Annotated in this window: 17 protein-coding genes; 11 read left to right on the top strand and 6 right to left on the bottom strand. The window is 60.6% G+C overall.

The annotated features are described in order from the left end of the window. The first annotated feature begins 1 nt into the window (after position 1). Genes egtB through ACWNC0_RS05390 form a run of 4 tightly spaced genes read left to right on the top strand, consistent with a single transcriptional unit; the run spans position 2 to position 3,460 of the window. Positions 2 to 1,288 carry an ergothioneine biosynthesis protein EgtB gene (egtB, locus tag ACWNC0_RS05405; protein ID WP_449470134.1) on the top strand — a complete coding sequence of 429 codons (1,287 nt, stop codon included), beginning with the start codon at positions 2 to 4 and terminating at the stop codon, positions 1,286 to 1,288. A gap of 1 nt (position 1,289) precedes the next feature. Further along, complete coding sequence (gene egtD / locus ACWNC0_RS05400; protein WP_449470133.1) at positions 1,290 to 2,276, top strand: L-histidine N(alpha)-methyltransferase; 987 nt, start codon at positions 1,290 to 1,292, stop codon at positions 2,274 to 2,276. Between the two features lie 50 nt (positions 2,277 to 2,326). Continuing rightward, positions 2,327 to 2,770, top strand: a complete 444-nt coding sequence (locus ACWNC0_RS05395; RefSeq protein ID WP_449470131.1) for a hypothetical protein — start codon at positions 2,327 to 2,329, stop codon at positions 2,768 to 2,770. A 27-nt stretch (positions 2,771 to 2,797) separates the two neighbouring features. Continuing rightward, complete coding sequence (locus ACWNC0_RS05390) at positions 2,798 to 3,460, top strand: RraA family protein (protein ID WP_449470129.1); 663 nt, start codon at positions 2,798 to 2,800, stop codon at positions 3,458 to 3,460. A gap of 9 nt (positions 3,461 to 3,469) precedes the next feature. Here ACWNC0_RS05390 and ACWNC0_RS05385 read toward each other — a convergent pair whose 3' ends face one another. The 4 genes from ACWNC0_RS05385 to ACWNC0_RS05370 all read right to left on the bottom strand — a co-directional run bounded on the left by ACWNC0_RS05385 (position 3,470) and on the right by ACWNC0_RS05370 (position 6,731). Further along, positions 3,470 to 4,396, bottom strand: a complete 927-nt coding sequence (locus tag ACWNC0_RS05385) for a helix-turn-helix domain-containing protein (RefSeq protein WP_449470127.1) — start codon at positions 4,394 to 4,396, stop codon at positions 3,470 to 3,472. Between the two features lie 200 nt (positions 4,397 to 4,596). Next, positions 4,597 to 5,574, bottom strand: a complete 978-nt coding sequence (locus ACWNC0_RS05380) for a TlpA family protein disulfide reductase (protein WP_449470126.1) — start codon at positions 5,572 to 5,574, stop codon at positions 4,597 to 4,599. Between the two features lie 256 nt (positions 5,575 to 5,830). Continuing rightward, positions 5,831 to 6,304: a carboxymuconolactone decarboxylase family protein gene (locus ACWNC0_RS05375; protein WP_449470125.1), complete on the bottom strand. Its 474-nt coding sequence runs from the start codon at positions 6,302 to 6,304 to the stop codon at positions 5,831 to 5,833. A gap of 16 nt (positions 6,305 to 6,320) precedes the next feature. Then, positions 6,321 to 6,731, bottom strand: coding sequence for a cupin domain-containing protein (locus ACWNC0_RS05370; protein ID WP_449470124.1), 411 nt, complete (start codon positions 6,729 to 6,731; stop codon positions 6,321 to 6,323). Between the two features lie 127 nt (positions 6,732 to 6,858). On the opposite strand from ACWNC0_RS05370, the gene pdxR reads away from it, so the two are divergent. From pdxR to ACWNC0_RS05340, 6 genes are all read left to right on the top strand, one after another. After that, positions 6,859 to 8,244 carry a MocR-like pyridoxine biosynthesis transcription factor PdxR gene (gene pdxR, locus ACWNC0_RS05365; protein WP_449470123.1) on the top strand — a complete coding sequence of 462 codons (1,386 nt, stop codon included), beginning with the start codon at positions 6,859 to 6,861 and terminating at the stop codon, positions 8,242 to 8,244. Between the two features lie 249 nt (positions 8,245 to 8,493). Further along, entirely contained in the window at positions 8,494 to 9,411 is a 918-nt protein-coding gene (locus tag ACWNC0_RS05360; protein WP_449470121.1) for an NADP-dependent oxidoreductase, read from the top strand. A 51-nt stretch (positions 9,412 to 9,462) separates the two neighbouring features. Next, positions 9,463 to 10,155, top strand: coding sequence for a glutathione S-transferase N-terminal domain-containing protein (locus ACWNC0_RS05355; RefSeq protein ID WP_449470120.1), 693 nt, complete (start codon positions 9,463 to 9,465; stop codon positions 10,153 to 10,155). An 85-nt stretch (positions 10,156 to 10,240) separates the two neighbouring features. Continuing rightward, complete coding sequence (locus tag ACWNC0_RS05350; protein ID WP_449470118.1) at positions 10,241 to 10,810, top strand: hypothetical protein; 570 nt, start codon at positions 10,241 to 10,243, stop codon at positions 10,808 to 10,810. Positions 10,811 to 10,816: 6 nt separating this feature from the next. Beyond that, on the top strand, positions 10,817 to 11,278 hold the full coding sequence (locus ACWNC0_RS05345) for a hypothetical protein (RefSeq protein WP_449470116.1): 462 nt from the start codon (positions 10,817 to 10,819) through the stop codon (positions 11,276 to 11,278). Positions 11,279 to 11,612: 334 nt separating this feature from the next. After that, entirely contained in the window at positions 11,613 to 12,440 is an 828-nt protein-coding gene (locus ACWNC0_RS05340; protein ID WP_449470115.1) for a hypothetical protein, read from the top strand. Positions 12,441 to 12,635: 195 nt separating this feature from the next. Here the strand turns inward: ACWNC0_RS05340 and ACWNC0_RS05335 are convergent, their stop codons facing one another. Next, entirely contained in the window at positions 12,636 to 12,917 is a 282-nt protein-coding gene (locus ACWNC0_RS05335; RefSeq protein ID WP_449470114.1) for a DUF427 domain-containing protein, read from the bottom strand. Positions 12,918 to 13,249: 332 nt separating this feature from the next. Here ACWNC0_RS05335 and ACWNC0_RS05330 point away from each other — a divergent pair, with 332 nt between their 5' ends. Beyond that, the gene (locus ACWNC0_RS05330; protein ID WP_449470113.1) at positions 13,250 to 13,732 is read left to right on the top strand and encodes a peptide-methionine (S)-S-oxide reductase; all 483 of its coding nucleotides are present in this window, start codon (positions 13,250 to 13,252) and stop codon (positions 13,730 to 13,732) included. Positions 13,733 to 13,795: 63 nt separating this feature from the next. Here ACWNC0_RS05330 and ACWNC0_RS05325 read toward each other — a convergent pair whose 3' ends face one another. Next, the gene (locus tag ACWNC0_RS05325) at positions 13,796 to 15,508 is read right to left on the bottom strand and encodes a cytochrome c biogenesis protein DipZ (RefSeq protein ID WP_449470112.1); all 1,713 of its coding nucleotides are present in this window, start codon (positions 15,506 to 15,508) and stop codon (positions 13,796 to 13,798) included. Positions 15,509 to 15,637 lie beyond the last annotated feature (129 nt).

The raw sequence follows: 15,637 nt of genomic DNA, 5'->3' as shown, positions 1-15,637 counted from the left end.
CATGGGCATCACGGCCAACGTGAAACATGTCACCGATGACATGGCGCCCGAGGATGCCTGCGCGCGCTATTGGGCCGTCCGTTCGCTCAGTCTCGAACTCGTGGCGCCGCTTTCCGATGCGGATGCAACGGCCCAGTCGATGCCTGATGCGTCGCCAGCGAAGTGGCATCTTGCCCATACAAGCTGGTTCTTCGAGACCTTCGTCCTTCGCGATCACGTTCAGGGGTACAGGCCGTTCGACGAGCGCTGGGCCTTCCTCTTCAACAGCTATTACGAAGCCGAAGGCGCATTTCATCCTCGAGGGCGGCGCGGGATGCTCACCCGGCCCACTCTCGCGGAAGTGCTGTCCTATCGGGAGTACGTCGATGACGCGATCGCCGACGCGATGCCGCTCATCGTTGAACTCTGTCCCGACCTGCTGGAATTAGGTCTCAATCATGAACAACAGCACCAGGAATTGCTGCTGACGGACCTCAAACATCTGTTCTTTCAAAATCCCATCGGGCCTGCGGCATGGCCCTGCACACATTTCGGAAAAGTCCGCCACTACGGTTCGGAGATCGCCTGGCGCGCCGGTCGGACCGGCCCGGTCGACATCGGAGCCGCGAACGAAGATTTCGCTTTCGATTGCGAAGGTCCGGCGCATCGCCACTATCTCTCGCCCCATGCGCTCGCCGATCGGCCGATCACCAATGCCGAATGGTGCAGTTTCATTGCCGACAACGGCTATGCGACACCCTCACTCTGGCTGTCCGATGGCTGGGCGTGGATTGGAACGGAAGCGATCACAGCCCCCCTGTATTGGCGGCGGAGCGTTGACGGGTGGGAGAATTTTACGCTGGCCGGTTGGCATCCGGTAGATCCCTCGGAGCCAGTCACACATATCAGCCTCTATGAAGCGGATGCGTTTGCATCCTGGGCGGGCGCGCGATTGCCGACCGAGCAGGAGTGGGAGGTGGCCGCCCGAACACATAATCCATACTTGGGAATCCAGCTCGATCGCGCCGGAGCCGTCCACCCGCTGTTCGTGCCTGGCGCGGACGGTCTTTCGTCGCTGTTTGGCAATGTCTGGGAATGGACCGGGTCGGCCTACCGCCCCTATCCTGGCTACCGCGCGCCGGCGGGCGCGGTCGGCGAGTATAATGGCAAGTTCATGAGCGGGCAGTTCGTCCTCAAGGGCGGAAGCTGCGCGACGCCCCGCGGCCATGTTCGCGCGTCGTACCGCAACTTTTTTCACCCCCATCAGCGCTGGCAGTTCACCGGTCTGCGTTTGGCAAAGGACCTCTGACATGGCGATGCACGCGGATCTCAAACTGGTCGAACATGACGAGGAGGGCATCGATCTCGCTTTTCGCGCAGAGGTACTGCGCGGTCTGGCGGAGCATCAGAAAGCGATCCCGGCGCGATGGTTCTACGACATGAAGGGGTCGGAGCTTTTCGAGGAGATTACGAGGCTCCCCGAATATTATCCCTCGCGTGTCGAGACCAAACTGCTCGAAACCTATGCGGGCCGGATCGGCGAGATCGTCGGCGCCGGGCGCGTCGTCGTGGAGTTCGGGTCGGGAAGCTCGGTCAAGACCCCGTTGCTTCTGCGCGAACTCGCGGCTTCGGCCTATGTACCGCTCGATATCTCCGGCGAATTCCTGCGTCAGGCGAGCATGGAACTGGCGGCAAAATTCCCGGAGCTTGCCATCGTCCCCATTGAAGCGAATTTCATGCGGCCGGTGGGCCTTCCGGAATCGCTACCGGACCGAACGAGGCTTGGATTTTTTCCCGGCTCGACAATCGGAAATATGGTTCCGCATACGGCAATCGATCTCCTGCGATCGATGCGCGACACGCTGGGAGATCGGTCCCAGCTTCTCATTGGCATCGATCGCCACAAAGCCGTCGAGCGCCTCATTGCCGCCTACGACGACGCGCAAGGGGTCACCGCAAGCTTCAACCTCAATCTTCTCGATCGGATCAATCGGGAGCTGGATGGCGACGTGCCTCGGGATCGGTTCTGCCATGTCGCGCGCTGGAATGCCGACTGGTCTCGCATTGAAATGCATCTCGAGGCGCTGGACGACCTCGTTTTCTCTGTGTCGGGTCGCACTATCCAAATGCGCAAGGGCGAGACCATTCATACCGAGAACAGCCACAAATATACGCCGGACCAGGCTCGGCTGCTTTTGCAGGCTGGCGGGTGGTCTCCGATCCACCTTTGGTCCGACTCTGAGGACGATTTCATGCTAATCCTCGCCGATGCGACGGACCGTCGGTCCGCACCCTGAGCATAGCGAAGCAGACGACCACCATTTCAGAATCTTGGAAAGAGAACACGATGGACAAGCAACGCGTGAAGCAAACGATGCTCGACCTCGAGCAGAAGCATTTCGAGGCCTCCCGCGAGGCGTATCTGGATTATGTGTCGTCGGCGCGCCTCGATCGGTCGGAGCCCATCGAGAACGACGAACAGGCCCAGGCAGAGTTCGCCAGCGATCTGTCCGAAGCCTTCGATCAGCCGGTCCACGCGCATGCCGACAAGATCGCCAAGCTTCACAAGATTGATTTCGGTCCAAAGAAAAAGGTGGAGGAAGGCGCGATCGTCAAGATCAGGGATCGCTATTTCGTCATCGCGGTCGCCACCGACCGGTTCGTCTGCGAAGGCAATGAACTGATGGGGGTCTCCGTGCAGGCTCCGCTCTTCGAGGCGATAGAGGGTAAAGCCGCTGGCGATGCTTGCGCGTTCAATGGGCGTGAGTTCGTCGTAGACCGCGTGTTATAGCCGCCGGCGGAGGCCGGGGAGGGGTGGATGATCGATGCGCTCAAGTCGAAGCTGGAGGGCTTGACGGCAGCCTCACTCACTGACGCCATGGGTAGGCTATGTCCGCACCGGGCGCACATCCTCGACCTTGTCTCTCCGACACCTGGGCGCGTGCTGTTCGGGCGCGCTGCGACCATCCGCTACCTGCCGTATCGAGAGGACCTTTCGAGTAATCAGACGTCCAGTTTTTCACGGTTTTTCTACGAAGCGATTACCGAGGAATTCGATGAGACGGTGCTGGTGCTCAACAATCCGTGCGGGGCCGAAATTTCGATAGGCGGCGGGGTCAAGTTTTCCCGCCTGCATAACCATAAGGTGGCAGGCCTCATCACCGATGCGAGGATCCGCGACTTCGCTGAACTGGCGAGCTACGATCCGGTCTTCTACTGCAGCGGCGAAGCTGTAGAGGCAGGCGTGCGCGCATTGATGCCTATAGCCGTCAACGTGCCCGTTAACCTGCGCGGGACGGCGGTTGTGCCAGGCGACTACATCTTTGCGGACTGCGCTGCCGCAGTCGTGATTCCGGCGCATCATATCGATCGGGCGCTGGAACTCGCCCACGAGATCACCGAACAGGACAAATCGTTTCTCCGAACTATCAAGACAGAGAATCCCGATGAGATCAGACGGCACGGAAGCAGCGAAACCTGATTCCTGCCCCTACATCCTTTCCCTGTTGCTCCGCCGGAAGCCCGAGGGATCGGTGCCATAGTGCTCTCGGAAAAGACGGCTGAAGTGGCTGCGGCTGCTGAACCCTACGGCCGCGGCAATCCCCTCGACCGTGATGCCGGTCGACTCGAGAAGGCGGTGAGCGAGATTTAATCGAACACGAGCTACGAATTCCATTGGCGTCAGATTGAGCGCGGCCTTGAAATCACGTGCGAATGCGGACCGGCTCATTCCCGCCTCTTTCGCCAAGCCGCTGACTGAATGGTCGTTGGAAGGATGGTCCAGAATCGCGGCGACCGCACGGCTGATGCGTGCGTCGTGAAACAGCGCCGGCGCCGTGCCTGCGATGCGGCTCGTCTCGAGATGGCGACGCAAAAGAACGACCAGGCATGCTTTCATCAGCGCGCTCGTCAGGGCCTGCGTTCCTTCGGTCGGCGCAGAGACCTCGTCGAGTAGAGCTTTGAATGCCGCAGAGACGACCGGGAAGTCAGACAGGTTTTCAGCGACCGGCCGCGTTAGATTTGCCAGCGCTCCATATGAACCCCGGTGATCCGGCATCACGGCGCCGCATGCGATTCGTAAAGTTGGCGATTTTCCGTCTGTCGCGTCGACTATGAGCATGCCGTCACGCGTCGGTACGCACACATCGAAGCTCGCAGTATCCGTTATGGCGTCGCGCGAAGTCGCCAGATGTTGCAGACGGCCTGGCGGCACAAGCAACATCGAGCCTGGACCGGCTTCGACTGTTTCGTCTTCATCGATCGCCAGATGAAGCGTCCCTTCAAGGATGTGATGCACCTCGATCATATCGACCGGCGGGATGATGAGCCTGACATCCTCGCCGATCTCGCAAATCGCGAACGCGCTTATCTCGACCGAAAGGGCTCCCAGGAGAGCATCGAGCGTCGATGTTGCCATTTCAATGCGTCCTTCGGCGCGCGCGACTGTCCGGCAAGGCCGTCACAGTCGATCCCCTCGTTCAACATTCCACTCCAAGCACTTCGCAACAGGACGAAATGTTACACCCGGCCGGCAGTATTTCGTTGCTCCTATTATTCTCGACACCGGGAGCCATGACACGGGGCCTGCAATTTCGGCTCGCTGACGGGAACTCGCGGTCATTGCGATTTGCCCAAGGTGGCGAGGGCGCCCGCGATGTCCGGCTCGTCGGGCCCGAGAACCCGAGCGAGACGGCCCTGCCTGTCGATGAGCGCAATCGCAGGGAAACGTCCGATGCCGAATGTCCGGAATGCCGCGCCATCCGTGTCGACTGCCAAAGGGATTTGCGGATTGGTGTCCGCCTCGAAACTCCCCAGCGCCTTCGGGTCGGTCCAGAGATGGCTCATGATTCCGAGCCATTCGACTCCCGCGGTTGCCGCGAGGCGATCAACCTCCTCACGTGCATATCTGCATTTGGGCACGGTCTGCGGCTCGGTATCCTTGAGGTAGGATTCGCACCACACGGAACTGAAGAGGATCGCTCGCGGTCGTGCAGTGGCGCCCCGCGTCACCTGAACCGCCTGGCCTCGGCTGTCCCGCAAGGTCAGAGCCGGAACGAGATCCCCGGGCTTGAGCGCGGTAATGCTTGCGACGTCAGTTGTGGTGACGGGTCCGCTCGGTCCGGTGGCGAGGACCTTCTCGATAGCTGCATCGAGCTGAGGACCGTCCTGATGCCCGGCATAGAAAACGCGCCCGTCGCGTCCGATGATAATATGAAGCGGCGTCTCTTGCAGTTTGATCCACGCGCCAAGTGAACCGTCATCGATTGCGAGCGGCATGCGCATCCCCGATGAAGCGGCAAATGCCCTCACCTTCTCGGCATCGTCTCCGACACCTGCGTTGACGGCGATCACTTCCATGCGATCGCCGTAGGTTTCGAAGATCTTCTCAAAGCCTGGCATCTGCACTCGGCAGGGGATGCAATAGGTCGCCCAGAGCTTCAGGTAGACAGGCTTCGAACCATAGAGCTTCTTGAGATCGATCGTGCCCCCATCGACCAACTTCAATTCGATGGCGGGACCCGGCTGACCCACGATCCGGGCAAGCCGGGGGTCTTCGGCGATGAACTCGGGATCGCCGGGCGCCGGCGCGTTCACCGAGGTCTCGTTGCCAGCGTCAGATTCGGATTGGGGCGCTTGCTGACATGCGGACGCCAAGAGAAGGAGTAAGGCCGCGGACGCTATTCTCATCTAGAGCGCCTTTCGTTTCTGGAGGGTTTGATCATTGCTCCGAGCGATGGGAGCGTAGCCACCAATGCGCTCAGTCGGCCTGGTTCAGGGCAGCCGCCGCGCCGGACATTTTGGTGCGCAGACATCGTAGATCGTCGAGCGCCGGGAAGTCGCCGATACGCTCTCACGATCGCGGCGCTCGGTCGTTCTCGACAACCGCAGAGGGTGTATTTCGGAAGCTGATCGCCATTCGATTGTAGGCGTTCATCAGGCTGATCGCGATCGTAAGGTCGACCAGTTGCTTTTCATCAAAGACTTCGCGGGCCGCTTCATAATCGCTGCTCGGCACGCCGGTATCGGCGACCCGCGTAACACTTTCAGCCCAGGCGAGCGCCGCGCGCTCGGTCTTGCTGAAGAGTTCTCCGCCCTCCTGCCACGCCTGGACCAGCGCGATCTTTCCGACATCCACCCCCTTCTTGATGAGGTCACGGGTGTGCATGTCGAGGCAGTAGGCGCAATTGTTGATCTGCGAGACCCGGAGATAGACCAGATCGACAAGCTCGGGCGGCAGGCCGCACTGCGCAACATAGCCATAAACGCCGCCAAGCGCCTTCGCGCCGAGCGGAGCGATTTGGTTGTAATCGATCCTCTTGGACATCGTGCCGGCTCGCTTCTTACTTGACCGGCGTGGTCAGCGGCTTGTCGTTGGTATCGACGACGAAGACCGCAAGAAGTTTCGCAGGCTCCGTTGCGCTCGCATTACGACTGATCTTGTGTCGTGCGTTCGGCGTTTCGTACCAGCCCTCGCCGGCTTTATAGGTGCGGACCTCCTCGTCATTCACCTTCGATACGATCTCGCCCGAAAGGACATAGGCATAGATGAAGGCGGACGGCGCATGCGTGTGTGACGGCGAAGCGGCTCCCGGCGCATAATCGACTTCCACGACGACGAGCGACTTGCCCGGGATGTTCGTGATCGCTTGATCGAACTTGGGCACGACGGTTTCTGCCTGACCGTCGTGAGCCACGGCGGGAACTGAAAGAGCGAGAGCCCCGAAGGCGGCGGCAATGGATAGGATCTTCATGGAGGTCTCCTTCCTCCCGAAGATGCCATCGTTTGGGCTATAGAAAAGTACCAAGAACCAGAATAAATGCTGTACTATGACAGGATGACCCGACCCCTGAATCTGACTTCTCGATCGCGCGGTTAAGGTGCCCCTGGCGGACCAGATCCGAAACGGAATTACCGCCGCCATTGAGCAGGCTGTACTGGAGCCTGGCGCGCGCTTGCCATCGTGGCAGGATCTCGCCGCGCAGCTTGGCGTCTCTCGCGGCACGGTGCGAGTAGCCTATGAGAAGCTCGCTGCCGCCCAGTTGATCGAGGCGACCCGAGCAGCCGGCACGCGCGTCGCCGATCGTCCGCGCACTCCCCGGAAGACCGAGCCTAGCCTGGACCACGGCCCGTTCATCAGAACCTATCAGGAAATGATCCAGGGACCGGCGCTATTCCAGATGGGAATCCCGGCGACGGACACATTTCCTGCCACTTTGTTTGCGCGAATCCGCGCGCACGCAATCCGCGCGGAGGCAAGCGCGGCCCCGCTTTATCCCGATCCGAGAGGCGAGTTTGAACTCAGGCGCGAAATCGCTGGTCACCTCGCTGTTTCGCGCGGCATCAATTGCTCGGTATCCCAGGTCATCATCACAGGGGGATATAGTGCTGGTCTCGGCCTGGCATTGAGCGTCCTTCGTCTCGCCGGTCAGACCGTCTGGGTTGAAGAGCCGGGCTTCCTCTGGTCCAGAAAGGGGCTCGAACTCGCCGGATTATCCCTTGCGCCGATTCCGGTTGATTCCGAGGGTATCGATGTTGAGTACGGCTTGAGTCACCATCCCGACGCGAAGCTCGCCGTCGTGACCCCCGGTCAACAGGCCCCGCTCGGCACCACTTTGTCGCTGGAACGGCGCCTTCGCCTGCTGGAGTGGGCGAACGAGAGCGAAACCTGGATAATCGAAGACGACTATCTGAGCGACCTGCAGCTATCGGGCAGGGCGGCTCCGGCCATTGCCTCGCTCGACAGCGGGGGACGCGTCATTCACATCGGCTCGTTCAGCAAGACGCTCAGTCCAACCATTCGGCTCGGCTTTGTGGTCGCGCCTCCCGAACTGGCTACCCGGTTTGCCGAAGTGGCGGCATGTCTCGCTCCGCCACCGGGGCCCGCCATTCAGCTGGCGGCCGCCGAGTTCATGCGCGAAGGACATTATATGCGCCACCTCCGCAGAACGAAGCGCGCCTACGCGGCCAAGCGAAAGGCGTTGCTGGAATGTCTTCGGGCGTCCGCGGTCGCGGAACGATTGACGACGCCCGGCCTGGCCGTGCTGCTGAAATTGCCTAAGGGCACATCGGACGTCGCGGTGGCGCGTGAACTCTCGGCATTCGGCATGTCGCCCTCTCCGCTCTCGGGATGGTATTCATTGGACGAAAATGCCGAAAGTGGCCTTCTGCTGGGTGTCGCGACCACGCCAACGCGAAACATTTCCCGGTCCTGTGTTCGACTCTTCGAGGTGATCCGTCGGTTCACTGATTTGCCGGAGCGCTGAACGAAGGCTATCGATGAAGCCGGCTCGCTCCTTCCCGTCGCATGCACTCAGCGCCGGATGCTCGCCGATATTTCCATATTCCTGAGGTCACAAACGCATGAGGTGTGGGATCGGCAACGATCCTGAACCGAAAATTCCTCGGCCTGTGTAACCGAGTCCGGCCTCGGACAGGTTGGTAGGCTGAGCGCTGCGCTCTGACCACGCCGGACCATCGGCGTGACGAGCGCCTAGCGACGCAAGGAGGTGACGATGAAGGCCATAGTGGTAACGGAAGAGGCTGCTGGAACGGCCGGTATGAAGTTGGTTGAGCGGCCCGAGCCGCAACCTGCGATCAACGACGTCATCGTTGAGGTTCATGCGTCGGGCTTCGTAGGAACCGAATTGGGCTGGCCGTCGACCTGGGCTGACCGCAACAACCGCGATCGGACACCTTCGATCCCAGGACACGAGCTGGCCGGTATAGTCACCGCGCTTGGCTACGGCACAACGGGCCTGTCGGTGGGCCAGCGCGTATTTGGCCTCGCCGATTGGCATCGCGATGGCACCTTGGCGGAATATGTAGCAATGGAGGCTCGCAACCTCGCCCCCTTACCTGGTGATGTCGACTTCACGGTGGGCGCGAGCCTGCCGATCTCGGGCCTCACCGCATGGCAGGGGCTCTTCCAGCATGGCCAACTTCAGGCAGGCCAGCGGCTCATCGCTCATGGTGCGGCCGGCGCGGTCGGGTCGATGGTGACGCAGCTTGCCCGAGAGTTCGGCGCCTACGTTATCGGAACGGGACGCGCGGCTGACCGCGAGGCGGCCATCGAGTTCGGCGCAAACGAATTTATCGACCTCGACAACGAACCCTTGGAAGCCGTGGGCGAGGTCGATCTCGTTTTCGATCTCATTGGTGGCGAAATCGGGAAGCGATCCGCGAAGTTGGTCCGCGCCGGAGGAAGGCTGGTGTCCATCGTTGGCGCGTCGGAAACGCGGCCCACCGACGGCCTCGCTATCGACTTCGTTGTCGAGTCCGATCGGACGCAACTCGGCGAGATCGTTCAGCGAGTGCGAGATGGGCGCATTCGGACGAACATCGGTACAATCGCGCCTCTCAAGGACGCGGTCGCCGCTTTCAACCCGACCGAACGGCGCCCTGGAAAGACAGTCATCCGGGTTCGTCCGTGATCATTAAGGGAGGGCGGGGTTAGCTCGCACTTCCAATCGAGGAGGTAGAACGTGACGGTCAGCCATCCGATTTTCACGCGTTGGCCGGCTCAATTCCCTGACCGGCTGCAGCTGTTTTCTCTGAATACGCCCAACGGGGTGAAGGTCGGCATCATGCTCGAGGAAACCGGACTCGAATATGAGCCACATCGAATTGATGTTCTCGCCGATGAAACCCACGATCAGGCCTTTCTCGCGCTCAATCCCAACGGAAAGATTCCGGCGATCTACGACCCAAACGGTCCCAGCGGCGCTCCCCTTGCGCTGTTTGAATCGGGCGCGATCCTCCTTTACCTTGCCGATAAGACCGGACAGTTCATTTCGAGCGATCCGGCTACGCGTTATGAAACAATCCAATGGGTCATGTGGCAGATGGCTGGCGTCGGGCCGATGTTCGGCCAGGTCGGCTTCTTCAATAAATTCGCTGGCAAGGCCTTTGAAGACAAGCGGCCGCGCAACCGATATGCTGCCGAGGCAGCCCGGCTGCTCGGAGTCCTCGATGCAAGGCTCGATGGTCGCGACTGGGTGATGGGCACAGAATACAGTATCGCCGATATCTCCCTGCTCGGCTGGGTCCGCAACCTGATCGGCTTTTACGAAGCACGCGAACTCGTCGGCTTCGAGCGCTTCGTTCGCGTACAGACCTGGCTCGACCGCGGGCTCGAACGGCCGGCGGTGCAGCGCGGGCTTCAAGTGACGGACTAGGTCCGTGCTGACTGCCTTTCATTTTATTGGTGGATGATGGAAGCATCGATCCACGATCAGAACCGAAGCGGAACGCGGAGACCAGATGAACCTTGCCGGCTTACCCGGATTCCAGATTCATTGGTCGGTCGTGCCGTCCGATGATGCCGGGGAGCTGGCCCCGCCGGACTGTCAGTTGCTGGCGGTTTGGCCCGCGCCCGTGAACCATGACGCCTGCTTCGAGGCGGCAGGCTTCACCCTGTTTGGCGACAATGACGAGGAGTGGGACCGGGCCGCCGAAGATGTGCTGGCGCGGGTCATCGCGCATCTTTCCCTGTTTGGTGCGTCCAGGCTGGTGAGCGCGCCCCTGAGGGACGACCCGCCCTGGTATCTGCGCCCGTTTCGAACCGGCCGGGAATTGTCCTTGTTCCAGCAGGCGGAGTTGCCGATGCTGGATGACTCGCTGCCGTGGTTCCATGCGCAATTCGGCGAGAATGGCGCCGCATTACGAACGGGCGGGGGGCACTTCCTGCTCTGGATCACCCTGCCAAGCGGCGGGCCGGTCCCATCCGAATTCGTGCAGGTGGTGGCACAGCCTTGGGAAGTTGTTGAGACCTGGCTCCGCTGGAACATCCTTCTGCCGGGTTCTTCACCCGCCCATTCTGTAACGGAGTAGCGCGTCTTGTCCCTCGCACAGCGGTCCATGCTGCTAGCGGCCATAAGCGTTTGGACGGCCATGTTGCTCGGCTACATGCACCTTCGGCATGAAGTCGAACAGATCGGACCAAGGGACGCGCTGGTCACAGATCATTTCACCGGGGAGGTCCGACAATGCGACACCCATGGCTATGGTGACTGGAGTTGCTGGCCGGCCGATATCGAACCCCGTTCGTGGGTCTTCGCGGTTACCCCCTTCTGGCCGGTGCGCCGCGATCTTGGCGAGAAACTGAATTTGTCCGAAACATGGGCGGATGATACCCCTTTCACCGAAACGCCGCTCTACTCCGCCCTCATCAACAACGGCATCATCGGGTTCGTGATGCTGGTCGTGGGCATCTTTGTCATGTGGCCCCGGGCAGAAAACGGCACCAGTTCCAGCGGTGGCGAAGGGGGGAGCGATGGTGGAGGATTAGCCGGCGAATAAGGCCGCGGCGCGCGCCGCCGGTTCATTACCAGCGCGTGGGCGGCCAGCGTCGTTCTAAAATGCCGTGGCTCGGCCGGGAGGCCGCAACGCACCGCCGGGGAGGAAAGGTCGAAGCGCGCCTCCATCCCCCATCGGCAACATCCGGACCGCCGAAACCGAAGAACAATTTTATCCCGCCGCAGACAAAATCGATATGGTAGCGTGACTTACACCCAACGGCCTCCAGCAATTCCCGTCGTGGTTCCGAGGTCCCGAAAGGAGGGGCAATGCATCTTGAGATGATTGATTCAAATTTCGACGGCTCTGGTTTGAAAACTGCGAGATTATCAGCTCGATGACGACAGCATGGCCAGGTAACCCGCGTGCCATCGCGGATTCCGTCGATGAGTCTGGTGTCTACTTGGGCAAGCAGTTGTGGATTCCGACTCTGAAGGACTTTCCTTCGTGGCGCACACCGGCCGAGTTCGATCAAAACTATGCCGTAATGGCGCCCTGGTGGCCTCTGGGACTGGCCAGTCTGATGCTGCTGCTTCTGGCGGCATTCGTAGTCCGGACGTTCTGGGTTAGCAGCACCGAGTACGGTCTTCTCAAACTGATCCTTGTTGCGACCCTGGGTGGAGCGGTCATCCTGATGTTGCTCGGCTGGATTGGCTATTACTTCGTCCGCGATATGCTTCTCCGTACCCGTCGGAAGGAGATTGCCGCCTCGATCTATGCGAATTTACAAAAAGCGCATGTTCCAGTCTGGGCGCTCTTTGTCGGCAAGATAAGGCTGGGGGATCGACAGTCCGGCCCCAACGACACCCCTGACGATATTGTTTTCGTCTTCGATCTCAGAGCGCCGCCTGGGCTGCTTCGGCGGCAACGAGTCATCGCCAGCGCGTGGGTCGACGCCGTCGCAAACTGCAACAAGCGAACCAACGTTCCGAAATCCCTCGGCGGTGTCTTTGCAGGTCACCGGGCAGTGAATTGCGCCGAGGTTTTCGGTGAGACCATGCGCGGGGTATGGATGTGGCGAAAGGGAAGCATCCTCCCTTTTTACCTCTTCGGCCTCGCTCTCGACGATCCTCGCGAGGCGGAGACATTCACTGACGAGAGCGTGTTCTTCACCCGCCGGGCCCCAAGGACTTTGCGGCATCTGTCGAGAATTTCAAAGATCTGAGCCTGGTTGCGCCGAAGCCTTTCTAGCGAGAGCGAGTGGTACCAATGCCTCTTCGACACTCGGCCGCACCGCTATGATCGACGCTACACAGGATCGCGTCCGGACTGCGTGTCCATTTCATCCCACCAGACTGAGCCGGTTCGGCCTCTCGCCGGTCTCGATAGGCCGGGCGATCACGGGTACTGGAGAGAAACGCTAGCCAACGTCGACCCCCTTCCAGAACGCCACATAATTGCGGATGGATTCGGCTTTGGGTTTCGGATCGGGATAGGTCCACGCCGCGTTCGGGTTCAGCGCACCGTTCACGCTTATGGTATAATATCGCGCAGTTCCCTTCCATGGGCAGACGGTGGTCTTCGTTGTCTCCTCCAGAAACTCGCGTTCGATCGAGTCCGGCGGAAAATAGTGGTTTCCCTCAAGAACGATCGTCGCGTCGCTGTCGGCGATTGTTGCACCATTCCATCGAGCCTGAACCATTTTGATATCCTCATGCCAAACTTCGCGCAGAGCAGGATGGGGTCCGTTCCGTCATCGCTCCTGCGGAGAGCGCCATAGACGCATCGCCAATGTGGTCCGGCCCCTCGACTTAGCTCGTCGGTATCAGCGCATGCGTTACAGGAGCGGCAAGATTCGGTCGAACAAGCTAAAGTGAGGATCAGGTGGGGCGCCCCGCCTTGGCTGTTCGTAACCATATCGCGCACCCCAACGTGCGGAATATAATGGTCGCACTTAGCGGCCGAGCGGCCGCGATCGTCGAGATGTCGCGACGCAGCTCGTTATTCTTGTGTCCAATGGGAACGGTGATTTCGATGGAAAAGGTCGGCCTTGGCGGCGGCTGTCACTGGTGCACCGAAGGTGTCTTCCAGATGCTTAAGGGCGTTGCTCAGGTGGATCAGGGATTCATCCTGTCGGATCCGCCCTCCGACACATGGGCCGAAGGCGTTATTGTCCATTTCGACCCGACGGCAATCGATCTGACGATCCTGATCGAAGTGCATCTGCGAACGCATTCGGCCACGACGGCTTTCGTCGCGAAGGGAAAGTACCGGAGCGCGATATACATCCACGACGACGTGCAGGAGAAGCGCGCAATCGAAGCGATCAGGTCGCTGCAGAGCGACTTCGATGCCACGATAGGGACCAGGGTTCTTCCATTTCGGCAGTTCAAACCGTCGGACGAGCGCTTTCGGAATTACTACGCGACTGATCCTCAAAGGCCCTTTTGCAAGCGATTCATCGATCCCAAGCTCGACTTCATTCGCCGAAACTTCGCCGAGGCCGTGTCACCCTAACGGCCGCGGATGATCCGATCCTTCAGCCGATGATACGCTGTCCCGACGAGACGCGCGCTGCGCTCAACCGAATGTGAAGCTGAAGGCTTGAACGCCCGGATCGAGGAACTCGATCTCGAACACGCGATCGCGCACCGGGCCCTTTTGCCGGATTAGCTGATACAAGCGTTCGCCATCGACGATGCCGCTGCCCGCTGCGTCCGTATCCATGCCGTGCGCATCGCCGGGGGCGTGTCCGTCGATGGTTACACGGAACCGCACCGGACGTCCCTCCTTCGTAGGGCCGAGGACCAGGTGTAAGTCGCGAGCGTGGAAGCGATAGATGATGCGGGTCCCCGGTTCCGCAGCTACCGCGGATTCCGCGCCTACTGTCCAAGGCCCGGCCAATCCCCACTCGTTCAACGACTTCGGCGCGGCCGTATAGCGTGTCAGACGGTCGGGCGAGACGGCCGGCCGCGATGCCCACCGCTCGGACCGCTGGTAGCCGATATAGGTCTCGGGCGACTGGATGTCGGCCCCCGCAGCTGCCTCAACTCCGAGTCCATCGGTCGTGACGATGCCCTGCGGAATGGACCTCTCGCCATGCGCTTCGGCAAGAAGTTTCTGGATGACCCGCTCGGAGCCAGCATAATCGCCCTCTCCGAAATGGTGATGCCGAACACGGCCCCTGGCATCTACAAAATAATGAGCTGGCCAATAGTGATTCTCAAAGGCTCGCCAGATCGCGTAATTGTTATCGATCGCGATGGGGTAATCTATGCCCAGGTCGGCCGCAGCCTTGCGTACGTTGGCGACATCCTTCTCAAAGGCGAATTCGGGCGCGTGGACGCCGATCACCACCAGGCCTTCATTCTTGTACTTCTCGCTCCAGGCTTTCACGTAGGGGAGGGCGCGCAAGCAGTTGATGCAGCTGTACGTCCAGAAGTCGACGAGAACCACCTTGCCCTTGAGCTGCTCGCGGTTGAGTGGAGGCGAGTTCAGCCAGGCCACCGCGCCGTCAAGCGGGGGCATAGGCCCCTCGTCACCGAGATCCGAACCTTCCTCATCGGATGGGCGCGGCATCTGAAAGCCATCGAGCAAGCCTTGCTCGAGCCGGTTCGTGCCGGCGAGCGAAACGCGCGTGAGGAAGCCGGTGTCCAACCCCATCGCGATTGCCGCTACGGCGATGAGCACTGCCGCGCCAAGAGCGCGTCGCACCCATTCCCCGACGCCAAGCGAGCGCTTCATCGCCTTGAACAACCGGCCACCAACGACGAGCGCCAATGCCAGCGATGTGGCCGATCCCAGTGCATAGGCGAATAGCAGCAGGCTCGTCCCGACGCTGGCGCCTTGCAGCGCCGCGCCCGTCAGAACCAGCCCCAATATGGGTCCGGCACAGGGCGCCCAGAGCAGACCTGTCGCAATTCCCAGAAGAAGCGACGGCCCGATCCCCGATCCCCTTTGGTCGGCTCGCTGAGAAAGTCTGGATCCGAAGGCAACCAGGGGGCGCATCAAACGATCTGCGAACCCGGGAAACACCAGCGCAAGTCCAAAAACGGCCAGCAGCGTCAGTGCGACTGCTCGACCATATTGGTTGGCTTCGACCGCCCAGCCGCCCCCGACCGCCGCCAGCGAGGCGACGATCATAAACATCACTGCCATGCCGATTAGCATGGGGAGGCCGTTCGTCAGAAACGGCCGATCCGCTCTTGCAAAGACGAAGGGCAGAACAGGCAGAATACAGGGGCTGAGGATGGTCAGCACGCCGCCGAGATAGGCTAGAATGTATAGAAGCAACGACGGTCTCGCAGAGTGGCACCTGACTGGTATCCGCGCGAGCCAGGCGAAAAGTTACAGGATCCGAGCACTGGCGTTGGAGCGTGTAACTACCCGCCGCACAGGCTCGGGTTAGATGCAAAGACGCAC

Source organism: Sphingobium chungangianum (genome assembly GCF_977014255.1).
This window is presented reverse-complemented; position numbering and strand designations above follow the sequence as displayed.